The organism is Enterobacter sp. H2G27 (assembly GCF_054403075.1).
In genome coordinates, this window is record NZ_JBSVSI010000001.1 from 4279581 (window position 1) to 4302813 (window position 23233).

Consider the following 23233-nt stretch of genomic DNA (forward strand, 5'->3'; position numbering starts at 1 on the left):
GCATCATGGCTTCAGAAAATATGACGCCGCAGGATTACATAGGTCACCATCTGAATAACCTTCAGTTGGACCTGCGTACATTCTCGCTGGTGGATCCACATAACCCCCCGGCCACCTTCTGGACGATCAACATCGACTCCATGTTCTTCTCGGTGGTTTTGGGTCTTCTGTTCCTGGCCATGTTCCGCGGTGTTGCTAAACGAGCGACCAGCGGTGTACCAGGGAAATTCCAGACCTTCATCGAAATGATCATCGGCTTCGTCCATGGCAGCGTCAAAGACATGTACCATGGCAAGAGCAAGCTGATTGCTCCGCTGGCCCTGACCGTGTTCGTTTGGGTCTTCCTGATGAACCTGATGGACCTGCTGCCAATCGATCTGCTGCCGTTTATCGGTGAGCACATCTTCGGCCTGCCAGCGCTGCGTGTTGTACCGTCTGCGGACGTGAACATCACCCTGTCGATGGCGCTGGGCGTATTTATCCTGATTCTTTTCTACAGCATCAAAATGAAAGGCGTAAGCGGCTTTGTGAAAGAGCTTACCTTGCAGCCGTTCAACCACTGGGCGTTTATTCCGGTCAACCTGATCCTGGAAGGCGTTAGCCTGCTGTCCAAACCTGTTTCACTGGGTCTGCGACTGTTCGGCAACATGTATGCGGGTGAGCTGATTTTCATTCTGATCGCGGGTCTTCTGCCGTGGTGGTCACAGTGGGTTCTGAATGTGCCGTGGGCCATTTTCCACATCCTGATCATTACGCTGCAAGCCTTTATCTTCATGGTTCTGACGATCGTCTATCTGTCGATGGCGTCTGAAGAGCACTGATTTTTTACCAACACTACTACGTTTTAATTGAAACAAACTGGAGACTGTCATGGAAAACCTGAATATGGATCTGCTGTACATGGCTGCCGCTGTGATGATGGGTCTGGCGGCTATCGGTGCTGCGATCGGTATCGGCATCCTCGGGGGCAAATTCCTGGAAGGCGCAGCGCGTCAACCTGATCTGATTCCTCTGCTGCGTACTCAGTTCTTTATCGTTATGGGTCTGGTGGATGCTATCCCAATGATCGCTGTAGGTCTGGGTCTGTACGTGATGTTTGCTGTCGCGTAGTAGTAGTTTTAAAACCCTAAGCCACAGATATTAAAGAGGTATTGTGCTGTGAACATGAACGCAACAATCCTCGGCCAGGCCATCGCGTTTATTCTCTTTGTCTGGTTCTGCATGAAGTATGTATGGCCGCCTTTAATGGCTGCCATCGAAAAACGTCAGAAAGAAATTGCTGACGGTCTGGCTTCTGCAGAACGCGCTAAGAAAGATTTGGACCTTGCACAGGCCAACGCGACAGACCAGCTGAAAAAAGCGAAAGCGGAAGCTCAGGTTATCATCGAACAGGCTAACAAACGCCGTTCGCAGATCCTGGACGAAGCCAAAGCTGAAGCAGAACAGGAACGTACTAAGATCGTGACACAGGCTCAGGCAGAAATTGATGCTGAGCGTAAACGTGCTCGTGAAGAACTGCGTAAGCAGGTTGCGATTCTGGCTGTTGCTGGCGCCGAGAAGATCATCGAACGTTCCGTGGATGAAGCTGCTAACAGCGACATCGTGGACAAACTTGTCGCTGAACTGTAAGGAGGGAGGGGCTGATGTCTGAATTTGTTACGGTAGCTCGCCCCTACGCCAAAGCAGCTTTTGACTTTGCTGTCGAACACCAAAATGTCGATCGCTGGCAGGATATGCTGGCGTTTGCCGCTGAGGTGACGAAAAACGAACAAATGGCTGAGTTGCTTTCCGGTGCGTTAGCACCTGAAACTCTCGCCGCGTCGTTTATCGCCGTGTGCGGAGAGCAACTGGATGCCAACGGCCAGAACCTGATTAAGGTGATGGCAGAAAATGGTCGTCTCCGTGTGCTCCCGGATGTTCTCGAGCAGTTTGAGCACTTACGTGCCCTTAGTGAAGCAACCGCTGAAGTCGAAGTGACTTCTGCGACTGAACTGAGTAATGAACAGCTTGCGAAAATCACCGCCGCGATGGAAAAACGTCTGTCACGCAAAGTTAAGCTGAATTGCAAAATCGATAAGTCTGTAATGGCAGGCGTAATCATCCGTTCGGGTGATATGGTCATTGATGGCAGCGTACGCGGCCGTCTTGAACGCCTTGCAGACGTCTTGCAGTCTTAAGGGGACTGGAGCATGCAACTGAATTCCACCGAAATCAGCGAACTGATCAAGCAGCGCATTGCTCAGTTCAGTGTTGTGAGTGAAGCTCACAACGAAGGTACTATTGTTTCTGTAAGTGACGGTGTTATCCGTATCCACGGCCTGGCCGATTGTATGCAGGGTGAGATGATTTCCCTGCCGGGTAACCGTTACGCTATCGCACTGAACCTGGAGCGCGACTCCGTAGGTGCAGTTGTGATGGGTCCATACGCTGACCTCGCCGAAGGCATGAAGGTTAAGTGTACTGGCCGTATTCTGGAAGTACCGGTTGGCCGTGGCCTGCTGGGTCGCGTTGTTAACACCCTGGGTGCGCCAATCGACGGTAAAGGTCCGGTTGAGCACGATGGCTTCTCTCCAATCGAAGTTATCGCACCAGGCGTTATCGACCGTCAGTCCGTAGATCAGCCTGTTCAGACAGGTTATAAGTCCGTTGATGCCATGATCCCAATCGGTCGTGGTCAGCGTGAACTGATCATCGGTGACCGTCAGACCGGTAAAACCGCGATGGCTATCGACGCCATCATCAACCAGCGTGACTCCGGCATCAAATGCGTGTACGTGGCCATCGGCCAGAAAGCGTCCACCATTTCTAACGTGGTTCGTAAACTGGAAGAGCACGGCGCACTGTCTAACACCATCGTTGTGGTAGCGACCGCGTCTGAATCTGCTGCACTGCAATACCTGGCGCCATACGCCGGTTGCGCAATGGGCGAATACTTCCGTGACCGCGGTGAAGATGCGCTGATCGTATACGATGACCTGTCTAAACAGGCTGTTGCTTATCGTCAGGTTTCCCTGCTGCTCCGTCGTCCACCTGGACGTGAAGCGTTCCCTGGCGACGTATTCTACCTCCACTCTCGTCTGCTGGAGCGTGCTTCCCGCGTTAACGCGGAATACGTCGAGAACTTCACCAAAGGTGAAGTGAAGGGTAAAACGGGCTCTCTGACCGCTCTGCCGATCATTGAAACCCAGGCGGGTGACGTTTCTGCGTTCGTTCCGACCAACGTAATCTCTATTACCGATGGTCAGATCTTCCTGGAAACCAACCTGTTTAACTCCGGTATTCGTCCGGCAGTTAACCCGGGTATCTCCGTATCCCGTGTTGGTGGTGCTGCTCAGACCAAGATCATCAAGAAACTGTCCGGTGGTATCCGTACCGCGCTGGCACAGTATCGTGAACTGGCTGCGTTCTCTCAGTTCGCATCCGATCTGGACGAAGCAACCCGTAAACAGCTGAGCCACGGTCAGAAAGTGACCGAGCTGCTGAAGCAAAAACAGTACGCACCAATGTCTGTTGCTCAGCAGGGCCTGGTACTGTTCGCGGCTGAACGCGGTTACCTCGAAGATGTGGAACTGGCGAAAATCGGTAGCTTCGAAGCCGCTCTGCTGGCTTACGTCGACCGTGATCACGCTCCGCTGATGCAAGAGATCAACCAGACCGGTGGCTATAACGACGAAATCGAAGGCAAGCTGAAAGCTATCCTCGATTCCTTCAAAGCAACCCAATCCTGGTAATCGTCCGGCGGCTTGTCTCAGGACAAGCCGCCTGGCATTGAGGAGAAGCTCATGGCCGGCGCAAAAGAGATACGTAGTAAGATCGCAAGCGTCCAGAACACGCAAAAGATCACTAAAGCGATGGAGATGGTCGCCGCTTCCAAAATGCGTAAATCGCAGGATCGCATGGCGGCCAGCCGTCCTTATGCAGAAACCATGCGCAAAGTGATTGGTCACCTTGCAAACGGTAATCTGGAATATAAGCACCCTTACCTGGAAGAACGCGAAGTTAAGCGCGTGGGCTACCTGGTGGTGTCGACCGACCGTGGTCTGTGTGGCGGCTTGAACATTAACCTGTTCAAAAAACTGCTGGCGGATATGAAAGCATGGTCTGAAAAAGGCGTTCAGTGCGATATCGCAATGATCGGCTCTAAAGGCGTCTCTTTCTTTAACTCCGTTGGTGGCAACATTGTCGCTCAGGTGACCGGTATGGGTGATAACCCGTCCCTGTCCGAACTGATCGGCCCGGTTAAAGTGATGTTGCAGGCTTATGATGAAGGCCGTCTGGACAGACTGTACGTTGTCAGCAACAAATTCATTAACACCATGTCTCAGGTTCCAACGCTCACTCAGATGCTGCCGTTACCGGCATCAGAAGATGGCGAGCTGAAGCAAAAAACCTGGGATTACCTGTATGAACCCGATCCGAAACCGCTGCTGGATACCCTGCTGCGTCGTTACGTTGAATCTCAGGTTTATCAGGGCGTTGTAGAAAACCTGGCCAGCGAGCAGGCCGCACGAATGGTGGCGATGAAAGCCGCGACCGATAATGGCGGCAGCCTGATTAAAGAGCTGCAGTTGGTTTACAACAAAGCTCGTCAGGCCAGCATTACTCAGGAACTCACCGAGATCGTCTCGGGGGCCGCCGCGGTTTAACCAGGTTTACGAATTACGTAGAGGATTCAAGATGGCTACTGGAAAGATTGTCCAGGTAATCGGCGCCGTGGTGGACGTCGAGTTCCCTCAGGACGCCGTACCACGCGTGTACGACGCGCTTGAGGTACAGAATGGTAACGAGAGCCTGGTGCTGGAAGTTCAGCAGCAGCTCGGCGGCGGTATCGTGCGTACCATCGCGATGGGTTCTTCCGACGGTCTGCGTCGTGGTCTGGAAGTAAAAGACCTTGAGCACCCGATCGAAGTCCCGGTAGGTAAAGCAACACTGGGTCGTATCATGAACGTATTGGGTCAGCCAATCGACATGAAAGGCGACATCGGTGAAGAAGAGCGTTGGGCTATCCACCGCGCGGCACCTTCCTACGAAGAGCTGTCCAGCTCTCAGGAACTGCTGGAAACCGGTATCAAAGTTATCGACCTGATGTGTCCATTTGCGAAGGGCGGTAAAGTTGGTCTGTTCGGTGGTGCGGGTGTAGGTAAAACCGTAAACATGATGGAGCTGATCCGTAACATCGCGATCGAGCACTCCGGTTACTCTGTGTTTGCGGGTGTAGGTGAACGTACTCGTGAGGGTAACGACTTCTACCACGAAATGACCGACTCCAACGTTCTGGACAAAGTATCCCTGGTTTACGGCCAGATGAACGAGCCACCTGGAAACCGTCTGCGCGTTGCGCTGACCGGCCTGACGATGGCTGAGAAGTTCCGTGACGAAGGCCGTGACGTTCTGCTGTTCGTTGATAACATCTATCGTTACACCCTGGCCGGTACGGAAGTATCTGCACTGCTGGGTCGTATGCCTTCAGCGGTAGGTTACCAGCCTACGCTGGCGGAAGAGATGGGTGTTCTTCAGGAACGTATCACCTCTACCAAAACTGGTTCTATCACTTCCGTTCAGGCGGTATACGTACCTGCGGATGACTTGACTGACCCATCTCCAGCAACCACCTTTGCGCACTTAGATGCAACCGTGGTACTGAGCCGTCAGATCGCGTCTCTGGGTATCTACCCGGCCGTTGACCCGCTGGACTCCACCAGCCGTCAGCTGGATCCACTGGTTGTTGGTCAGGAGCACTACGACACCGCGCGTGGCGTACAGTCTCTGCTGCAGCGTTATCAGGAACTGAAAGACATCATCGCCATCCTGGGTATGGATGAACTGTCTGAAGAAGACAAACTGGTGGTAGCACGTGCGCGTAAGATCCAGCGCTTCCTGTCCCAGCCGTTCTTCGTTGCGGAAGTATTCACCGGTTCTCCAGGTAAATACGTTTCCCTGAAAGACACCATCCGTGGCTTTAAAGGCATCATGGAAGGCGAATACGATCACCTGCCAGAGCAGGCGTTCTACATGGTTGGTTCCATCGAAGAAGCTGTGGAAAAAGCCAAAAAACTTTAACGCCTTAATCGGAGGGTGATATGGCAATGACTTACCACCTGGACGTCGTCAGCGCAGAGCAACAAATGTTCTCTGGTCTGGTCGAGAAAATCCAGGTAACGGGTAGTGAAGGTGAACTGGGTATTTTCCCGGGTCACGCACCGCTGCTCACCGCCATTAAGCCTGGTATGATCCGCATCGTTAAACAGTTCGGTCACGAAGAGTTTATCTATCTGTCCGGCGGCATTCTTGAAGTGCAGCCTGGCAGTGTGACCGTTCTGGCCGATACCGCTATTCGTGGCCAGGATCTCGACGAAGCGCGAGCCCTGGAGTCGAAGCGTAAGGCTGAAGAGCACATTAACAGCTCTCATGGTGACGTGGATTACGCTCAGGCGTCTGCGGAGCTGGCCAAAGCGATCGCGAAACTGCGCGTTATCGAGTTGACCAAAAAAGCGATGTAACACCGGCTTGAAAAGCACAAAAGCCAGTCTGGATACCAGGCTGGCTTTTTTTTTCGGCCTTAATTCATGATGAAAAAGATGTAGAATTTTAAGCATCAAACGTTTTTACTTCACACTCAAACTACCGTCAGGATGCGTATGTCAAATAGTGCGATGAGCGTGGTGATCCTTGCCGCAGGCAAAGGGACCCGCATGTATTCCGATCTGCCTAAAGTGCTTCACACGCTTGCTGGAAAGCCAATGGTGCAGCATGTCATTGATGCAGCGAATGAACTGGGTGCCAATCAGGTCCACCTGGTCTACGGCCACGGCGGCGATCTTCTTAAAAAGACGCTGAGCGACGACAAGCTCAACTGGGTGCTTCAGGCTGAACAGCTGGGCACAGGTCATGCGATGCAGCAGGCAGCACCGTTCTTTGCGGATGACGAAGACATTTTGATGCTCTACGGCGATGTCCCGCTGATCTCCGTTGAAACCCTGACTCGCCTGCGTGAAGCCAAACCGCAGGGCGGCATCGGTTTATTAACCGTCGTGCTGGACGAGCCAACCGGTTATGGCCGTATCACCCGTGAAAACGGTAACGTCACGGGTATTGTTGAGCACAAAGATGCCAGCGATGAACAGCGCCAGATTCAGGAGATCAACACCGGTATCCTGATTGCCAATGGCGCGGATATGAAGCGCTGGCTGTCCAGACTCGACAACAACAACGCGCAGGGTGAATTCTACATCACCGACATCATTGCGATGGCGTATCAGGAAGGACGTGAGATTGCGGCGGTTCATCCGGCGCGTATTAGCGAAACCGAAGGGGTGAATAACCGCCTTCAGCTTTCCCGTCTGGAGCGTGTTTATCAGTCCGAGCAGGCTGAAAAACTGCTTCTGGCAGGTGTGATGCTGCGCGATCCGGCGCGTTTCGATCTGCGTGGTTCGTTATCTCACGGTCGTGACGTTGAAATTGATACTAACGTTATCCTCGAGGGTAACGTGACGCTGGGTAACCGCGTCAAAATCGGTGCCGGCTGTGTGATTAAAAACAGCATCATCGGTGACGACTGCGAAATCAGCCCGTACAGCGTGGTGGAAGATGCCCGTCTTGACGTGGCCTGTACCATCGGCCCGTTTGCGCGCCTGCGCCCGGGCGCAGAGCTGCTGGAAGGCGCTCACGTGGGTAACTTCGTGGAAATGAAAAAAGCGCGTCTGGGTAAAGGCTCGAAAGCCGGTCATCTGACCTATCTGGGCGACGCGGAAATTGGCAATAACGTGAATATTGGTGCAGGGACCATAACCTGTAATTATGACGGCGCGAATAAGTTTAAAACCATCATTGGTGATGATGTGTTCGTGGGCTCCGATACGCAGCTGGTGGCGCCTGTTACCGTGGGTAACGGGGTGACCATTGCAGCCGGAACAACCGTAACGCGCGATGTGGCCGAGAACGAGCTGGTGTTAAGCCGCGTTCCGCAGGTCAGCAAACAGGGCTGGAAACGTCCGGTGAAGAAAAAGTAACGGATTTACCCCTCTCCCCAAAGGAGAGAGGGGATCGTTCGGTGCGGTGTTTTTCTCCCTCGCCCCTTTGGGGAGAGGGCCGGGGTGAGGGGATAATATAATCCTCCCCCCACAAGCAGTACCCATAAAAATAACCCCACTCTCTACAAGGCTCGGGGCGCCCGGAAAGGGCAAATACAGGTCAGCGACAACGCAGGCATAATGCCTAAATTCGGAATCTAAAATTATGTGTGGAATTGTTGGCGCAGTTGCGCAGCGTGATATTGCTGAAATCCTTCTCGAAGGTTTACGTCGTCTGGAATACCGTGGTTACGACTCTGCCGGTCTGGCTGTCGTCGATGCAGAAGGTCATATGACCCGTCTGCGTCGTCTCGGTAAAGTGCAGATGCTGGCCCAGGCCGCGGAAGAACATCCGCTGCACGGGGGAACCGGTATTGCGCACACCCGCTGGGCGACGCACGGCGAACCGTCTGAAGGCAACGCGCACCCGCATGTGTCTGAACACATCGTGGTGGTGCACAACGGCATTATCGAAAACCACGAACCGCTGCGCGAAGAACTGAAAGCGCGCGGCTACACTTTCGTCTCAGAAACTGACACCGAAGTGATTGCTCACCTGGTGCACTGGGAGCTGGAGCAGGGCGGTACACTGCGTGATGCGGTGCTCCGTGCTATCCCTCAGCTGCGCGGTGCGTACGGTACGGTGATCATGGATTCCCGCGATCCGTCAACGCTTCTGGCCGCGCGTTCCGGTAGCCCGATGGTTATCGGTCTGGGCATGGGTGAAAACTTTATCGCCTCTGACCAGCTGGCGCTCCTGCCGGTTACCCGTCGCTTTATCTTCCTCGAAGAGGGTGATATCGCGGAAGTGACCCGTCGCAGCGTGACCGTCTTCGATACTAAAGGCGAGCAGGTGAAGCGTCAGGAGATCGAATCGAATCTGCAGTACGACGCGGGCGACAAAGGCGCTTACCGTCACTATATGCAGAAAGAGATTTACGAGCAGCCAAACGCCATCAAAAACACCCTGACCGGGCGCATTAGCCACGGTGAAGTGGATCTGAGCGAGCTGGGCGCAAACGCGAACGAACTGCTCAGCAAGGTCGAGCATATTCAGATCGTGGCCTGCGGCACCTCCTACAACTCCGGTATGGTTTCTCGCTACTGGTTTGAATCCCTGGCGGGCGTGCCGTGCGATGTGGAAATCGCGTCTGAATTCCGCTATCGCAAATCTGCGGTGCGTCGTAACAGCCTGATGATAACCCTTTCCCAGTCCGGCGAAACGGCGGATACGCTCGCAGCGCTGCGTCTGTCTAAAGAGCTGGGCTACCTGGGCTCTCTGGCCATCTGTAACGTCCCGGGCTCCTCGCTGGTGCGTGAATCCGATCTGGCGCTGATGACTAAAGCGGGCACCGAAATCGGCGTGGCTTCAACCAAAGCGTTTACCACGCAGCTGACCGTTCTGCTGATGCTGGTGGCGAAGCTTGCGCGTCTGAAAGGTGAAGATGCGTCCGTTGAGCATGACATCGTTCATGGTCTGCAGGCGCTGCCAAGCCGTATTGAGCAGATGCTGTCTCAGGACAAACGCATCGAAGCGCTGGCGGAAGATTTCTCTGACAAACATCACGCCCTGTTCCTGGGTCGTGGCGATCAGTATCCGATTGCGCTGGAAGGCGCACTGAAGCTTAAAGAGATCTCCTACATCCACGCGGAAGCCTATGCGGCAGGCGAGCTGAAGCACGGCCCGCTGGCGCTGATTGACGCGGATATGCCGGTCATCGTTGTGGCACCTAACAACGAACTGCTGGAAAAACTGAAATCTAACATCGAAGAAGTGCGTGCCCGTGGCGGTGTTCTGTACGTCTTCGCCGACAAAGATGCCGGTTTTGTCAGCAACGACAACATGCACATCATCGAGATGCCGCATGTGGAAGAGGTGATTGCACCGATCTTCTATACCGTTCCGCTGCAGCTGCTGGCTTACCATGTGGCGCTGATCAAAGGCACCGACGTTGACCAGCCGCGTAACCTGGCGAAATCAGTTACCGTAGAATAATCCCTTCAGGCTCCACCCTCGGGTGGAGCTTTTTTATCCCGCCCGGTTTGTTTTTAATCAATCCTGTCTCGTTTTTAATAATGACAATTTGTCATCTTCAGCTACTTTTTTCAGTGTCACATAAAGAAAATATTTCTGAAAACGTATTGTCATAAAAGTGGCTAACACGATGAAAATTAAGCTTTATTGTGTGGTATTTTAAGTTAAATTTTCATTGTCATAAAACTGTCATAATTCGTACATTTATCTGTCACCTGTTTGTCCTATTTTGCTCATCGTAGCCACTAAACAACGATTTATGAAAATCTTGCAGGAGACATTATGAAAGTTATGCGTACCACTGTCGCAACTGTTGTCGCCGCGACCTTATCTCTGAGCGCGTTCTCTGTATTTGCAGAAGCAAGCCTGACTGGCGCTGGTGCAACCTTCCCTGCGCCGGTGTATGCCAAATGGGCGGATACCTACCAGAAAGAAACCGGTAACAAGGTTAACTATCAGGGTATCGGCTCCTCCGGTGGCGTGAAACAAATTACCGCGAACACGGTTGATTTCGGCGCATCTGACGCTCCGCTGTCTGATGATAAGCTGGCTCAGGAAGGCCTGTTCCAGTTCCCTACCGTGATCGGTGGCGTGGTCCTGGCGATCAACCTGCCGGGCGTGAAGTCGGGCGAGCTGGTGCTGGACGGCAAAACGCTGGGTGACATCTACCTGGGCAAAATCAAAAAATGGGATGACGAAGCGATCGCTAAGCTCAACCCAGGCCTGAAGCTGCCTTCTCAGAACATCGCCGTGGTTCGCCGCGCGGATGGTTCCGGTACGTCTTTCGTGTTCACCAGCTACCTGGCGAAAGTGAACGAAGAGTGGAAATCTAAAGTCGGCTCCGGCTCAACCGTTAACTGGCCTACCGGTCTGGGCGGTAAAGGTAACGACGGTATCGCCGCGTTCGTACAGCGTCTGCCTGGCTCCATCGGCTACGTAGAGTATGCGTACGCGAAGCAGAATAACCTGTCCTACACCAAACTGGTGTCTGCCGACGGCAAACCGGTTAGCCCGACCGAAGAGAACTTTGCTAACGCTGCCAAAGGCGCTGACTGGAGCAAATCCTTCGCGCAGGATCTGACTAACCAGAAGGGCGAAGGTGCATGGCCAATCACCTCTACCACCTTCATCCTGGTGCACAAAGAGCAGAAGAAACCTGAGCAGGGCGCTGAAGTGCTGAAGTTCTTCGACTGGGCATACAAAAACGGCGGCAAACAGGCTAACGCTCTGGATTACGCCACCCTGCCGGACAACGTGGTTGAGCAGATTCGTGCTGCATGGAAAACCAACGTGAAAGACAGCAGCGGTAAAGCGCTGTACTAACAGGATATATTTAACGAAGATGGCGGGTGGCGCTGCGCTTACCCGCCCTACGGTTTAAGCTGTAGGCCCGGTAAGCGTCAGCGCCACCGGGCATATTCGTAAAAACGTCTCAAACAGAAGAGTAATTTATGGCTGCAACCAAGCCTGCATTTAACCCTCCGGGTAAAAAAGGTGACATGATTTTCAGCGCGCTGGTCAAACTGGCTGCGTTGATTGTGCTATTGCTGCTGGGCGGCATTATCGTGTCTCTGATTTTCTCCTCCTGGCCGAGCATCCAGAAATTCGGTTTCTCCTTCCTGTGGACCAAAGAGTGGGACGCGCCGAACGACATCTACGGTGCTCTGGTGCCGATTTACGGCACGCTGGTAACCTCGTTCATCGCCTTGCTGATTGCGGTTCCGGTGAGCTTTGGTATTGCCCTGTTCCTGACGGAGCTGGCGCCAGGCTGGCTGCGTCGTCCGCTGGGTATTGCCATCGAACTGCTGGCAGCTATTCCGAGTATCGTCTACGGCATGTGGGGCCTGTTCATCTTTGCCCCGCTGTTCGCTACATATTTCCAGGAACCGGTGGGTAATGTCCTTTCTGCCATTCCGTTTGTGGGGGCCCTGTTCTCTGGCCCGGCTTTCGGTATCGGCATTCTGGCGGCAGGTGTGATCCTCGCCATCATGATAATTCCGTACATTGCGGCGGTCATGCGTGATGTGTTCGAACAAACGCCGGTGATGATGAAAGAGTCGGCCTACGGTATCGGCTGCACCACCTGGGAAGTTATCTGGCGCATTGTCCTTCCGTTCACCAAAAATGGGGTGATCGGGGGCGTGATGCTGGGCTTAGGTCGTGCGCTGGGTGAAACCATGGCGGTCACCTTTATCATCGGTAACACCTACCAGCTCGACAGCGCGTCGCTCTACATGCCGGGTAACAGTATTACCTCGGCGCTGGCGAATGAATTTGCGGAAGCGGAATCCGGGCTGCACGTGGCGGCGCTGATGGAGCTGGGTCTGATTCTGTTCGTTATTACCTTCATTGTTCTGGCGATTTCAAAGCTGATGATTATGCGCCTCGCTAAAAATGAGGGAGCGCGCTAATGGCTACTCTCGAAATGCAAGCTACCGCTGAACTGGCGGAATCCCGCCGCAAGATGCAGGCCAGACGCCGCATGAAAAACCGCATTGCCCTGACGCTCTCAATGGCGACTATGGCATTCGGCCTGTTCTGGCTGGTCTGGATCCTCTTCTCGACAATCGTTCGTGGGATTGACGGAATGTCACTCTCGCTGTTCACCGAAATGACGCCGCCGCCGAACACGGCGGGCGGTGGCCTGGCGAATGCGCTGGCCGGCAGCGGGTTGCTGATCCTCTGGGCGACGGTCTTCGGCACGCCGCTGGGCATCATGGCGGGCATTTACCTGGCAGAATACGGTCGTAAATCCTGGCTGGCGGAAGTGATTCGCTTCATTAACGATATTTTGCTGTCAGCCCCGTCTATCGTGGTGGGTCTGTTCGTTTACACCGTTGTTGTAGCGCAGATGGAACACTTCTCCGGCTGGGCGGGTGTGATTGCCCTGGCGCTGCTGCAGGTGCCGATTGTGATTCGAACCACCGAGAACATGCTGAAACTGGTGCCGGACAGCCTGCGTGAAGCGGCTTATGCACTGGGTACGCCGAAATGGAAGATGATCTCTGCGATTACGCTGAAGGCGTCCGTATCCGGGATCATGACCGGTATCCTGCTGGCGGTTGCGCGTATCGCGGGTGAAACTGCGCCGCTGCTGTTTACGTCCCTCTCCAACCAGTTCTGGAGCACGGACATGATGCAGCCGATCGCCAACCTGCCGGTGACGATCTTTAAATTTGCGATGAGCCCATTCGCGGAATGGCAGCAGCTGGCCTGGGCCGGGGTGCTGATCATTACCCTTTGCGTACTGTTGCTGAACATTCTGGCGCGCGTCATTTTCGCGAAGAAGAAACACGGTTAATTTTTTACGGCGCGGCAGCTCGCGGCGCCGAATGAGGAAATGAGTCAATGAGTATGGTTGATACTGCCCCGGGTAAGATTCAGGTTCGTGATTTGAACTTCTACTACGGCAAATTCCATGCCCTGAAGAACATCAACCTGGATATCGCGAAGAACCAGGTCACGGCATTTATCGGTCCGTCCGGCTGTGGGAAATCCACGCTGCTGCGTACCTTTAACAAAATGTATTCGCTCTATCCGGAGCAGCGCGCTGAAGGGGAAATCATCCTCGATGGCGAAAATATTCTGACCCAGGCTCAGGATATCGCCCTGCTGCGCGCCAAAGTGGGAATGGTGTTCCAGAAACCCACGCCCTTCCCGATGTCCATTTATGACAACATCGCCTTTGGCGTTCGCCTGTTTGAAAAGCTCTCCCGCGCCGATATGGACGAGCGCGTGCAGTGGGCTTTGACCAAGGCCGCATTATGGAACGAAACCAAAGATAAGTTGCACCAGAGCGGTTACTCTCTCTCCGGTGGTCAGCAGCAGCGTCTGTGCATTGCGCGCGGTATTGCGATTCGCCCGGAAGTGTTGCTGCTGGATGAGCCGTGTTCAGCGCTGGACCCGATCTCAACCGGTCGTATTGAAGAACTGATCACCGAGCTGAAACAGGATTACACCGTGGTTATCGTGACCCATAACATGCAGCAGGCTGCACGTTGCTCCGATCACACGGCGTTTATGTACCTGGGTGAATTGATTGAGTTCAGCAACACGGACGATCTCTTCACTAAGCCCGCGAAGAAACAAACCGAAGATTATATTACTGGCCGCTACGGTTGATTTGCCTTAGTGCATGTGGAGAAACCATGGACAACCTCAATCTTAATAAACACATTTCCGGCCAGTTCAACGCAGAGCTGGAAAGCATTCGCACCCAGGTGATGACCATGGGCGGTATGGTCGAGCAGCAGCTTTCTGATGCGATTACGGCGATGCACAACCAGGACAGCGAGCTGGCGAAACGCGTCATTGAAGGCGACAAAAACGTCAACATGATGGAAGTCGCTATCGACGAGGCCTGCGTGCGCATTATCGCGAAACGTCAGCCGACGGCGAGCGACCTGCGTCTGGTGATGGCCATTATCAAAACCATCGCCGAGCTGGAACGTATTGGCGACGTTGCGGATAAAATCTGCCGCACCGCGCTGGAGAAGTTCTCTCAGCAGCACCAGCCGCTGCTGGTCAGCCTGGAGTCGCTGGGCCGCCACACCGTGCAGATGCTTCATGACGTGCTGGATGCCTTTGCGCGAATGGATCTTGACGAAGCGGTGCGTATCTACCGTGAAGATAAAAAGGTCGATCAGGAGTATGAAGGCATCGTGCGTCAGCTGATGACCTACATGATGGAAGATTCCCGTACGATCCCAAGCGTACTGACCGCCCTGTTCTGCGCGCGCTCCATCGAGCGTATCGGCGACCGCTGCCAGAACATTTGCGAATACATTTTCTACTTCGTGAAAGGTCAGGACTTCCGTCACGTGGGCGGCGACGAGCTGGACAAGCTGCTGGCGGGTAAAGATCCGAAAGAGTAATCCTGTCATCTGATAACAACGCCGGTACTTACCGGCGTTGTTATTTCTAGTGTAATCACAATTTTCCCCTTCATCCGTTGTCTGACGTTCGAAACGCGCTAACGTGAGACGAAAAAAACAGCAAAGGATGGGATATGAAAAATTCATTAGCGTGCCTGGCGATGGCCATCATCATCGGGATCGGTACTGGAACAGACGTTATTGCCGCACCGTTGCCGGTCACACCTGACCAGACTACCCCGGTCAGCCACTATGTGACCCAGGTTAATGCGGATAAAAGCATTACGTTTCGCCTGTTTGCACCCGGCGCAACGCGAGTCTCCGTGGTGACGGGGTCAATGCCTGAAAGCCAGGTTTCCCATGATATGACGAAAGAGAACAATGGCGTCTGGTCATGGAAAAGCGAGCCGATGGCCCCGAATCTCTACGAATATTATTTCGACATCGATGGTTTCCGTTCAGTCGACACGGGAAGCCGCTATCAAAAACCTCAGCGGCAGGTGAACACCAGCCTGATTCTGGTTCCGGGCAGTATTCTCGACGATCGCGCCGTACCGCATGGCGATCTCACCACCCTGACCTGGCACTCGCCGTCGCTCAGGTCAGAGCGCCGCGTCTATGTATGGACTCCCCCTGGCTACAACGGCACAGGGGACCCCTTACCGGTGCTCTACTTCTACCATGGTTTTGGCGATACCGGGCTCTCGGCCATCGACCAGGGCCGTCTGCCTCAAATCATGGATAACCTGATGGCCGAGGGGAAAATCAAACCGATGCTGGTGGTGGTACCCGACACCGAGACGGAGAGCGCTGAGGCCATCCCCGAGAACTTCCCACCGGCAGAACGACGGAAGTCTTTCTACCCGCTTAATGCGAAAGCCGCAGACCGTGAACTGATGAGCGAAATTATTCCTCTGGTGGATACACGCTTCAACGTGCGTAAAGATGCTGACGGCCGGGCGCTGGCGGGGTTGTCACAGGGCGGTTATCAGGCGCTGGTCTCCGGGATGAATCATCTGGAGAGCTTCGGCTGGCTGGGAACGTTCAGCGGCGTTACCACGACAACCGTGCCTGACGAAGGCGTGGCCGCACGCTTTAAGCAGCCTGAGGCCATTAATCGGCAGCTGCATAACTTCACCGTCGTTGTGGGAGAGCGCGATTCGGTGACCGGCAAAGATATCGCCGGTCTGAAAGCGGAGCTGGAAAAACAGGGCATCAAATTCGACTATAAAATGTACCCTGGTCTGAATCACGAAATGGACGTCTGGCGTCCGGCCTATGCAGAGTTTGTTCAAAAGCTCTTCAGATAAACCTGTCGCCCTCCCTGAAGGGAGGGGCGGCTTAGCGCGTAATATCCCACCCGCGAGCCTTCCACAGCGCGGGTAGCTGCGCCAGATCGGTGAAGGTCGTGACTTTTGGATGATCGATCGGCTTGTTGTGCGGGTCGGCGCAGAAGTAAAACACCTCCATTCCCGCATCAATCCCCGACTGCGCCCCCGCAGACGAGTCATCCACCAGAATGCAGTTCTCTACGTTAACGTTCATCGCTTTTGCCGCATGAAACATCAGCGCCGGGTCCGGCTTCCAGCGCTGGATATCGTAGCCGCTGAACAGTTTTTCCGGGAAGTGGTGCAGCATCTCAAGCTTGCCCAGCGAGTGCTGCATTTTGCTGACCGGACCGTTGGAGACCACGCAGATCGGCACCGTCATGGCATCCAGCAGCGCGTTTGCGCCCGGAATCACCTCCAGCTCCGAATCGAACAGGCGTGCAACCTCGGCGCGGTACACCGGTTCCAGAGCCGCCTTCTCAAGAACGACGCCGTGTTCTTCGTTAATGATGTCGATGATCTCGTAGAGCTTCACGCCCTTAAAGCGTTTAAACACCTCTTCGAGTTCCAGAGTAATGCCAAATTCCTGGAACATGGTGACATACGCGCGGGAACAAATGACCTCACTGTCGACCAGCGTACCGTCGCAGTCGAAAAATACCGCTTCAATTCCGGACATGCCTTTCCCTTTTAACAAGTTTAACGTTTACGTACGGCGGTTCACCGGGACGCAATCGTTGCCGTATAAGCAAAATCAATGAAAAAAGTATCACGTAACCGCCACTATTGTCGCATTTTGGTATAGGATAGCGACGAATTTTCCCTCCTTGTTCGGAAATTGATGATGAGTCAACAACACACTACCCAGACATCTGGTCAGGGTCTGCTTGAGCGCGTTTTTAAACTGCGCGAGCACGGCACAACGGCACGCACCGAAGTGATCGCTGGTTTCACCACCTTCCTGACGATGGTCTATATCGTTTTTGTGAACCCACAAATTCTGGGCGTTGCTGGCATGGATACCAGCGCCGTCTTTGTAACCACCTGCCTGATCGCCGCCCTTGGCAGCATTCTGATGGGTGTATTCGCTAACCTGCCAGTTGCATTGGCACCGGCGATGGGCCTGAATGCGTTCTTCGCGTTCGTGGTTGTTCAGGCGATGGGTCTGCCTTGGCAGGTGGGCATGGGCGCTATCTTCTGGGGCGCGGTTGGCCTGCTGCTGCTGACCATTTTCCGCGTACGTTACTGGATGATTGCAAACATTCCCGTGAGCCTGCGCGTGGGCATTACCAGCGGTATCGGTCTGTTCATCGGTATGATGGGGCTGAAAAACGCGGGTGTTATCGTGGCGAACCCGGATACGCTGGTGAGCATCGGTCACCTGACCTCGCATAACGTGCTGCTGGGCGTGCTGGGCTTCTTTATCATCGCGATCCTCGCTTCCCGCAATATTCACGCGGCAGTTCTGGTGTCCATCGTGGTGACCACGCTGCTGGGCTGGATGCTGGGCGACGTTCACTATAACGGCATCGTTTCCGCGCCACCGAGCGTTTCTACCGTTGTTGGTCATGTTGATCTGGCGGGTTCCCTGAACCTGGGCCTGGCGGGCGTGATTTTCTCCTTCATGCTGGTGAACCTGTTCGACTCCTCCGGTACGCTGATCGGCGTGACTGACAAAGCGGGTCTGGCAGATGAGAAAGGCAAATTCCCGCGCATGAAGCAGGCGCTGTTTGTGGACAGTATCTCCTCCGTGACCGGCTCATTTATCGGGACCTCGTCTGTTACCGCTTACATTGAATCCTCTTCCGGCGTGTCCGTGGGCGGCCGCACCGGCCTGACGGCGGTTGTGGTGGGTATTCTGTTCCTGCTGGTGATCTTCCTCTCGCCACTGGCGGGCATGGTGCCTCCGTACGCGGCGGCCGGCGCGCTGATCTATGTGGGGGTGCTGATGACCTCCAGCCTGTCTCGCGTGAAGTGGGATGATTTAACCGAAGCGGTGCCGGCTTTTATTACCGCCGTGATGATGCCGTTCAGCTTCTCGATTACCGAAGGTATCGCGCTGGGCTTTATCTCTTACTGCGTAATGAAGATCGGTACCGGCCGCTTCCGCGACCTCAGCCCTTGCGTCATTATTGTGGCGCTGCTGTTTGTGCTGAAGATTGTGTTTATTGACGCGCACTAAGGTGCGGTTTGTGGTGTCAGGTGGCGCTTCGCTTACCTGACCTACTGAAGAGTGTAGGCCCGGTAAGCGCTAGCGCCACCGGGCTTTTTTATCAGGCTTTTACCCGCTTAATATAATCCCCGAACGCCGTCAGCTGGCCAGAGAGATGGTCGCGCGTGCTCTGATCCACCACTTCACCCGTTTGCGGGTCGACTTTGTTCTGAATCACACCACCCATAAATTCCGGCTTGTTCATCACCATCGCATCCAGGAAGACCAGGATCTGACGCAGATGATACTGGCAGCGAGCGCCGCCAATCGCGCCCATTGAGCTGGTCTGGATCAGCACCGGTTTGCCTGACAGAGGCTGTTCAGGTAAACGGGACAGCCAGTCGATGGCATTCTTCAGGCCACCCGGAACCGAGTAGTTATATTCCGGCGTGACGATGACCACGCCGTCAGCCTGGCGGATCTGCTCTGCCAGCGCCTCGACGCTCTGCGGGAACCCTTCTTCCTGCTGGACGTCCGCATCATACAGCGGAATATCGCCAATAGACGGCAGGGCGCTAATTTCCATACCTGCCGGTGCCAGCTGTGGCAGCGTGCGGGCAACCATCCCGTTAAATGAACCTTTGCGCAGGCTTCCCAGTAACGTAACTATTTTCAACGTATCAGACATGATTACTCCTGTTTCATCATGATGACCCTGATTGGATCAGCTAAGGGTGAATACTTTTTCTGCCGGTAAACTGGTTAAACGCATCAGGCGTGCGGCGGGCTCGTTGGCGCGCTCGGGCACATCAGGAAGGCTACGCCATCCCTGTTGACTGTCAAATTCCCAGATTTTCATGCGTTCGATGGCAGGGGTAACCGCAATCGACCAAATAAGCACATCCTCTGCGTCACTGAGTGCCTCCACCAGCGTGGCCTGTGCGGCACGCAGACGTCCGGAACCAGGCAACAGCTGCAGCAGGCTGGCGTCGTCTGAGGCGCATCCACAGAGCTTGCGAATGCTCTGTCGCAGGGTAATGAGCTGGGCTCTGGCTTCGACAGGATCGTTCTGGTTGCGTACCCACAGCTTCTCATTGCTGGAGAGCGGATAGTCTTCATGCGCATTACCGCCATGGAAGCTGCGCGTTGCGCGCTGAAGTTCCATATCGAGCCCACAATCCCCTTCGGTGGTCAGCGCGACGCCGATGATATTGCCCGCGTAGGCAATCGAAAAACGAGGGAGATCCGGGTCGGCAAAGACCGGACGGCCTTCGGGTTGGGTAATGATGTCCGGCAGCTCGCTGGTGCCGTACAGCATAAACAGCAGTTCTGCGAGAAGCGCTCTGGACGCTAAAAACCGCGTCCTGCGGTGTTCCGGGAGAGCGAGTGCTTCACGGTGACAGGCTGAAGAAATTCTTGCCGATACGAGACGTCCTTCCGTAAGTATCCCTCTTGCAAAGTGCGTAGCCATTTTTCGCTCCTTGATAATGGTCGTAATCGGTTAAACGGTTACATGATTATCGCTTAACTTGACTCCTGTTTTAATCAGTAAATGGGAGTAAGAGAAGCCTTAGGACCGAACTTTACATTTTCTTAGGCAAAAATTGGATCGCTCGCACCGTACAGCGCCTTGATGGTTTCCCGCAACCAGAGAATTTTCGGATTATGGCTGTTCCGTTTATGCCAGATCAGCGTGAAGGGAACGGTAAGCTTTTCAGCCTGCGCATCGTCAATGGGAATAGGAAGCGCGATCAGCTTCCGCTGGTGGAGTTGATTGTAGTGATGACAGTAGTGCGGAGCCGTGGCGATATAGTTGTGATCGGGCTGCGCTGCCATAAACATCGACTGCTCAAAGCCCGGCACGCTCATGGCAATGTTTCTCTCCCGACCCATCTCCTTTAGCACTTCGTCCAGTGCCCAGGTGTCGCTGCGTTCCCAGAAGATGCTGATGTGCGGGTAGCGCAGGAAGGTCTCGAGGTTCCATTCATCCTGTAGCGCGGGGTGATCCTCACGCAGATACACGCACGGGCGGTCGCTGAACAGGATCTCATAGTCGATGAACCACGGCATTAGCTTCAGCAATTCACGCGATCGCGGGTGCGTTTCGCGTCCGGTGAATCCCAGGTCCACCTCTCCACGCGTAATGGCGTCCAGAGAGTCGTAATCCCAGTGGCGCATTTTCACCGTAGCCTGCGGATAGCGCTGGTTCACCTGCTCCAGCAGGGCATTGAAGCGGATCAGCATCAACGGCGTTTCCGCGGCCAGCACGAACGTCAGCCCGCCCGGAGAATCATGGTGGAATTTATCGAGGATTTGGTTGCCGATTTGCATCCAGTCAGCCAGATCCTGCTCAAGACTCACCGTCAGCGGCGTCGGCAACAGCCCTAGCGGCGTTTTGACAAATAGGGGGTCTTCGAACCAGTCGCGCAGCTTGGCAAGCGATTTGCTCACCGCCGACGGCGTCACGTTCATCCGCTTTGCCGCTTTGGTGACGCTGCGCTCCTGCAGCAAAAGCTGCAGGCACAGCAACAGGTTAAGATCGAGACTGCTGATGGGCTTCTTCATAGCGCGCCGCGGGCTGGATGACCATAAGTAAGGTAATGCACAGTATGCTACAGCCAATCAGAACCCCGATCAGCATATTCAGCGCGTTAAGCCCGATGACCGCCGCCAGCCAAATCCACAGCGACGAGCCGCAGACCTGTGCGATACCCAGCACCGAGCTGGCCACGCCTGCCCGCAGCGAAAATGGGCCAAGCGCCTGGCTCATCGCTACGCCAAAGCCAACCGAGAACCCGGCACAAATGAGCGTAATACCCGCCAGCATGACCGCATGTGAGCTGGTGGTCGCCAGGATCGCGCCGGCGGCGAGGAATAAAACCTGTGAGGTCAGCATCAATGTGCGCTGGCTGAAAACATTTAGCGCAAACGGCGTCGAAAACGAAACGGCCATACTGACCATCGCGGTTAATGCCATCACCGTTGAATACTGACCGCGATCGAAGCCCATGGTCTCCATCAGCAAAACCGGGGAAACGTTTACATAGGTCAGGATCACCGCCACGCTTAACGTGGTCACGGCCAGACGACTGAGGAAAAAGCGGTTGATGAGCCTCTCTGCCGGGTGAATGGTTGCGGTATGGCCGGTATTCTGCGAGCCCGGGTGGGTCTCCTTCAGCACGGCAATCGACAGGACAAACACCAGCGCGCCCATCGCCGCCATGGTCCAGAACAGGCTCTGCCAGGGGAATTTCAGCATGATGAGATAGCCCACAACCGGGGCCAGCACCGGGATGATGCAGGTAATTCCGTTCAGCATCGACAGCACTTTGGCGCGACGCTGGGCGCTTAAGGTGTCGCGCAAAATCGCAAACGCGACGACGTAGCATCCACCGGCTCCAATGCCCTGGATAAACCGTCCGGTCAGGAACACGGTGCTATTCTGCGCCTGTGAGCAGAGAAGGGACGCCAGGGCAAAAACGATGGCTCCGGCGATAGCGACAGGCTGACGGCCTGCCTTATCCGCGATCTTTCCGGCAAACACCATCGACGACGCCATCCCCGCGAGGTAGGCCGAAAACGCGATGTGCAGCTGCGCTTCGCTGGCGCCCAGATCGCGGGCGATATGCGGTAATCCCACCAGATACATATCAATGCCTGACGGATAAAGCAGAACTAAAGCGAAACTACAAAACAGAAAACGCGCCATAAACCCCCCATAGATGAAGGCATGCAGGATAGGGGGTGAAAAGGAATTAGGCGAGTTGCCATTTGGACAATGGTGATTTCCCTGGAGGAAATCACCGATACAGAAACCGGGAAATGACTAAGACGTTAATAGCTTCCTGGTTCTTTATCGGAGCCACTCGTTTACAGCTTTGCCGGAAGCCCCATTTCAATCGTTTCAAGGGATTTGAACACATAGGGGCTGAAATCCACATCCTTGCCGTCAAATGTGTAAACCATCGGGCCAGAGCCACACAGAGCATCGCCATCGTGCATTAGGCAGAATGAAATTCTTTTACCTTTCATTCCGTGGTTGTGGTCTTCTTTGGGGATGTTGCTGTCAATGACGGCATATCCTTGGGCGTTCACTGACTCAATGTTATATACCGTTACCGTTTGCAGGGCGTTGATATCGCTGATTCCGTAAGTGCGTAATGACGCCTTCGTTTCTTCCTTGCTCAGGTGGTATTTCTTTTTCTTCCAGATCCCGTTTTTTTCATCAAAATAGACTTTTTCCGGGAGCAGGCGACCAGGACCATACCCATCCTTTCTTTCTGTGTTCTCAAACTCGCAGTACCAAAAATCTATCCCTTTATACACAGGATCGTTGTTTTTATCTTTTAGGGTGCGATAGGGTGTTGGATTGAAGTCTTTAAATGTCACCCCTCCACAGCCGTTATTTGTCACTGCGTTGTATCCTTCAAATCCACCGGCATCAAGACGAACGGCTGAAAATGAGCTCTTATTAAATCCATCAGGCATGGTTATGCTTGGTGTGATATTTCCCCATGCTGTGGATGAGCAAAGTATTAATACTAAAGGTAAAAAATGTTTGCTTACTTAGTTCTCCTTAGCTGATTTGATTCTGGTTTTTCATTCGCTAATTCACCATGAAAGTTGGGAAACATCTGTTTAGTAAGAACTGAAATAGCACTACCGTAAACACAGCAGCGAGCCTCAACTCCATTCAGCCTTCTGTAATGAGTGTCCCCAATGCGTCCAGAAGGTTAGCTGACGCACTGGCCTTCCAGAATGCTTGGCTGCGGTAA

Annotated in this window: 23 protein-coding genes; 17 read left to right on the forward strand and 6 right to left on the reverse strand. The window is 54.1% G+C overall.

The features are described from left to right. The first annotated feature begins 5 nt into the window (after positions 1-5). The 16 genes from atpB (at position 6) to ACW9E7_RS20445 (ending at position 16288) form a co-directional block, all read left to right on the forward strand. Positions 6-821, forward strand: coding sequence for a F0F1 ATP synthase subunit A (gene atpB / locus ACW9E7_RS20370; protein ID WP_008500193.1), 816 nt, complete (start codon positions 6-8; stop codon positions 819-821). Between the two features lie 49 nt (positions 822-870). Next, entirely contained in the window at positions 871-1110 is a 240-nt protein-coding gene (gene atpE / locus ACW9E7_RS20375; protein ID WP_000429386.1) for a F0F1 ATP synthase subunit C, read from the forward strand. Positions 1111-1158: 48 nt separating this feature from the next. Then, entirely contained in the window at positions 1159-1629 is a 471-nt protein-coding gene (atpF, locus tag ACW9E7_RS20380; RefSeq protein ID WP_014072436.1) for a F0F1 ATP synthase subunit B, read from the forward strand. A gap of 14 nt (positions 1630-1643) precedes the next feature. Next, positions 1644-2177 carry a F0F1 ATP synthase subunit delta gene (gene atpH, locus ACW9E7_RS20385; RefSeq protein ID WP_023309790.1) on the forward strand — a complete coding sequence of 178 codons (534 nt, stop codon included), beginning with the start codon at positions 1644-1646 and terminating at the stop codon, positions 2175-2177. 12 nt (positions 2178-2189) lie between these two features. After that, entirely contained in the window at positions 2190-3731 is a 1542-nt protein-coding gene (gene atpA / locus ACW9E7_RS20390) for a F0F1 ATP synthase subunit alpha (RefSeq protein WP_006808751.1), read from the forward strand. A 51-nt stretch (positions 3732-3782) separates the two neighbouring features. Next, positions 3783-4646 carry a F0F1 ATP synthase subunit gamma gene (atpG, locus tag ACW9E7_RS20395; RefSeq protein ID WP_133295377.1) on the forward strand — a complete coding sequence of 288 codons (864 nt, stop codon included), beginning with the start codon at positions 3783-3785 and terminating at the stop codon, positions 4644-4646. 31 nt (positions 4647-4677) lie between these two features. Beyond that, complete coding sequence (atpD, locus tag ACW9E7_RS20400; protein ID WP_003862362.1) at positions 4678-6060, forward strand: F0F1 ATP synthase subunit beta; 1383 nt, start codon at positions 4678-4680, stop codon at positions 6058-6060. 20 nt (positions 6061-6080) lie between these two features. Further along, complete coding sequence (locus ACW9E7_RS20405; RefSeq protein WP_003862360.1) at positions 6081-6500, forward strand: F0F1 ATP synthase subunit epsilon; 420 nt, start codon at positions 6081-6083, stop codon at positions 6498-6500. Positions 6501-6638: 138 nt separating this feature from the next. Next, on the forward strand, positions 6639-8009 hold the full coding sequence (gene glmU / locus ACW9E7_RS20410) for a bifunctional UDP-N-acetylglucosamine diphosphorylase/glucosamine-1-phosphate N-acetyltransferase GlmU (protein WP_458728273.1): 1371 nt from the start codon (positions 6639-6641) through the stop codon (positions 8007-8009). Between the two features lie 226 nt (positions 8010-8235). Further along, a complete protein-coding gene (gene glmS, locus ACW9E7_RS20415) occupies positions 8236-10065 on the forward strand; it encodes a glutamine--fructose-6-phosphate transaminase (isomerizing) (protein WP_048990817.1) in 1830 nt (609 codons plus the stop codon). A gap of 321 nt (positions 10066-10386) precedes the next feature. Continuing rightward, on the forward strand, positions 10387-11427 hold the full coding sequence (gene pstS / locus ACW9E7_RS20420) for a phosphate ABC transporter substrate-binding protein PstS (protein ID WP_008500186.1): 1041 nt from the start codon (positions 10387-10389) through the stop codon (positions 11425-11427). Positions 11428-11555: 128 nt separating this feature from the next. Continuing rightward, positions 11556-12515, forward strand: a complete 960-nt coding sequence (gene pstC, locus ACW9E7_RS20425; RefSeq protein ID WP_023309793.1) for a phosphate ABC transporter permease PstC — start codon at positions 11556-11558, stop codon at positions 12513-12515. Next, positions 12515-13405 carry a phosphate ABC transporter permease PstA gene (gene pstA, locus ACW9E7_RS20430; protein WP_111964235.1) on the forward strand — a complete coding sequence of 297 codons (891 nt, stop codon included), beginning with the start codon at positions 12515-12517 and terminating at the stop codon, positions 13403-13405. The genes pstC and pstA overlap by 1 nt, the downstream gene beginning before the upstream one ends. Before the next feature lie 47 nt (positions 13406-13452). After that, positions 13453-14226, forward strand: coding sequence for a phosphate ABC transporter ATP-binding protein PstB (gene pstB, locus ACW9E7_RS20435; protein ID WP_008500183.1), 774 nt, complete (start codon positions 13453-13455; stop codon positions 14224-14226). A gap of 26 nt (positions 14227-14252) precedes the next feature. Then, positions 14253-14978, forward strand: a complete 726-nt coding sequence (gene phoU, locus ACW9E7_RS20440) for a phosphate signaling complex protein PhoU (RefSeq protein ID WP_008500182.1) — start codon at positions 14253-14255, stop codon at positions 14976-14978. 161 nt (positions 14979-15139) lie between these two features. Next, a complete protein-coding gene (locus tag ACW9E7_RS20445) occupies positions 15140-16288 on the forward strand; it encodes an esterase (protein WP_458728410.1) in 1149 nt (382 codons plus the stop codon). Between the two features lie 31 nt (positions 16289-16319). Here the strand turns inward: ACW9E7_RS20445 and yieH are convergent, their stop codons facing one another. Beyond that, on the reverse strand, positions 16320-16985 hold the full coding sequence (yieH, locus tag ACW9E7_RS20450) for a 6-phosphogluconate phosphatase (RefSeq protein WP_136195846.1): 666 nt from the start codon (positions 16983-16985) through the stop codon (positions 16320-16322). A gap of 165 nt (positions 16986-17150) precedes the next feature. Here yieH and adeP point away from each other — a divergent pair, with 165 nt between their 5' ends. Continuing rightward, a complete protein-coding gene (adeP, locus tag ACW9E7_RS20455; RefSeq protein ID WP_145974506.1) occupies positions 17151-18488 on the forward strand; it encodes an adenine permease AdeP in 1338 nt (445 codons plus the stop codon). A 91-nt stretch (positions 18489-18579) separates the two neighbouring features. Here adeP and ACW9E7_RS20460 read toward each other — a convergent pair whose 3' ends face one another. The 5 genes from ACW9E7_RS20460 to ACW9E7_RS20480 all read right to left on the reverse strand — a co-directional run bounded on the left by ACW9E7_RS20460 (position 18580) and on the right by ACW9E7_RS20480 (position 22946). Beyond that, complete coding sequence (locus ACW9E7_RS20460) at positions 18580-19146, reverse strand: NADPH-dependent FMN reductase (protein WP_045372098.1); 567 nt, start codon at positions 19144-19146, stop codon at positions 18580-18582. Between the two features lie 36 nt (positions 19147-19182). Next, positions 19183-19929 (reverse strand): 4'-phosphopantetheinyl transferase family protein, encoded by a 747-nt coding sequence (locus ACW9E7_RS20465; protein WP_458728274.1) that lies wholly within the window; start codon positions 19927-19929, stop codon positions 19183-19185. Positions 19930-20051: 122 nt separating this feature from the next. Continuing rightward, positions 20052-21023, reverse strand: a complete 972-nt coding sequence (gene yidZ, locus ACW9E7_RS20470) for an HTH-type transcriptional regulator YidZ (RefSeq protein WP_458728275.1) — start codon at positions 21021-21023, stop codon at positions 20052-20054. Beyond that, positions 20992-22167: an MdtL family multidrug efflux MFS transporter gene (locus ACW9E7_RS20475; RefSeq protein WP_458728276.1), complete on the reverse strand. Its 1176-nt coding sequence runs from the start codon at positions 22165-22167 to the stop codon at positions 20992-20994. Before ACW9E7_RS20475 ends, yidZ begins: the two co-directional genes overlap by 32 nt. Positions 22168-22328: 161 nt before the next feature. Continuing rightward, positions 22329-22946, reverse strand: a complete 618-nt coding sequence (locus tag ACW9E7_RS20480; protein ID WP_458728277.1) for a hypothetical protein — start codon at positions 22944-22946, stop codon at positions 22329-22331. Between the last annotated feature and the right edge of the window lie 287 nt (positions 22947-23233).

Coding starts and splice junctions, on each gene's coding strand:
- pstC (WP_023309793.1), top strand. CDS start 11,556: ATGGCTGCAACCAAGCCTGCATTTAACCCTCCGGGTAAAAAAGGTGAC.
- pstA (WP_111964235.1), top strand. CDS start 12,515: ATGGCTACTCTCGAAATGCAAGCTACCGCTGAACTGGCGGAATCCCGC.
- atpA (WP_006808751.1), top strand. CDS start 2,190: ATGCAACTGAATTCCACCGAAATCAGCGAACTGATCAAGCAGCGCATT.
- phoU (WP_008500182.1), top strand. CDS start 14,253: ATGGACAACCTCAATCTTAATAAACACATTTCCGGCCAGTTCAACGCA.
- atpE (WP_000429386.1), top strand. CDS start 871: ATGGAAAACCTGAATATGGATCTGCTGTACATGGCTGCCGCTGTGATG.
- ACW9E7_RS20460 (WP_045372098.1), bottom strand. CDS start 19,146: ATGTCTGATACGTTGAAAATAGTTACGTTACTGGGAAGCCTGCGCAAA.
- ACW9E7_RS20475 (WP_458728276.1), bottom strand. CDS start 22,167: ATGGCGCGTTTTCTGTTTTGTAGTTTCGCTTTAGTTCTGCTTTATCCG.
- atpB (WP_008500193.1), top strand. CDS start 6: ATGGCTTCAGAAAATATGACGCCGCAGGATTACATAGGTCACCATCTG.
- atpH (WP_023309790.1), top strand. CDS start 1,644: ATGTCTGAATTTGTTACGGTAGCTCGCCCCTACGCCAAAGCAGCTTTT.
- yieH (WP_136195846.1), bottom strand. CDS start 16,985: ATGTCCGGAATTGAAGCGGTATTTTTCGACTGCGACGGTACGCTGGTC.
- yidZ (WP_458728275.1), bottom strand. CDS start 21,023: ATGAAGAAGCCCATCAGCAGTCTCGATCTTAACCTGTTGCTGTGCCTG.
- glmS (WP_048990817.1), top strand. CDS start 8,236: ATGTGTGGAATTGTTGGCGCAGTTGCGCAGCGTGATATTGCTGAAATC.
- adeP (WP_145974506.1), top strand. CDS start 17,151: ATGAGTCAACAACACACTACCCAGACATCTGGTCAGGGTCTGCTTGAG.
- pstS (WP_008500186.1), top strand. CDS start 10,387: ATGAAAGTTATGCGTACCACTGTCGCAACTGTTGTCGCCGCGACCTTA.
- ACW9E7_RS20445 (WP_458728410.1), top strand. CDS start 15,140: ATGGCCATCATCATCGGGATCGGTACTGGAACAGACGTTATTGCCGCA.
- ACW9E7_RS20465 (WP_458728274.1), bottom strand. CDS start 19,929: ATGGCTACGCACTTTGCAAGAGGGATACTTACGGAAGGACGTCTCGTA.
- atpG (WP_133295377.1), top strand. CDS start 3,783: ATGGCCGGCGCAAAAGAGATACGTAGTAAGATCGCAAGCGTCCAGAAC.
- pstB (WP_008500183.1), top strand. CDS start 13,453: ATGAGTATGGTTGATACTGCCCCGGGTAAGATTCAGGTTCGTGATTTG.
- atpD (WP_003862362.1), top strand. CDS start 4,678: ATGGCTACTGGAAAGATTGTCCAGGTAATCGGCGCCGTGGTGGACGTC.
- glmU (WP_458728273.1), top strand. CDS start 6,639: ATGTCAAATAGTGCGATGAGCGTGGTGATCCTTGCCGCAGGCAAAGGG.
- ACW9E7_RS20480 (WP_458728277.1), bottom strand. CDS start 22,946: ATGCCTGATGGATTTAATAAGAGCTCATTTTCAGCCGTTCGTCTTGAT.
- ACW9E7_RS20405 (WP_003862360.1), top strand. CDS start 6,081: ATGGCAATGACTTACCACCTGGACGTCGTCAGCGCAGAGCAACAAATG.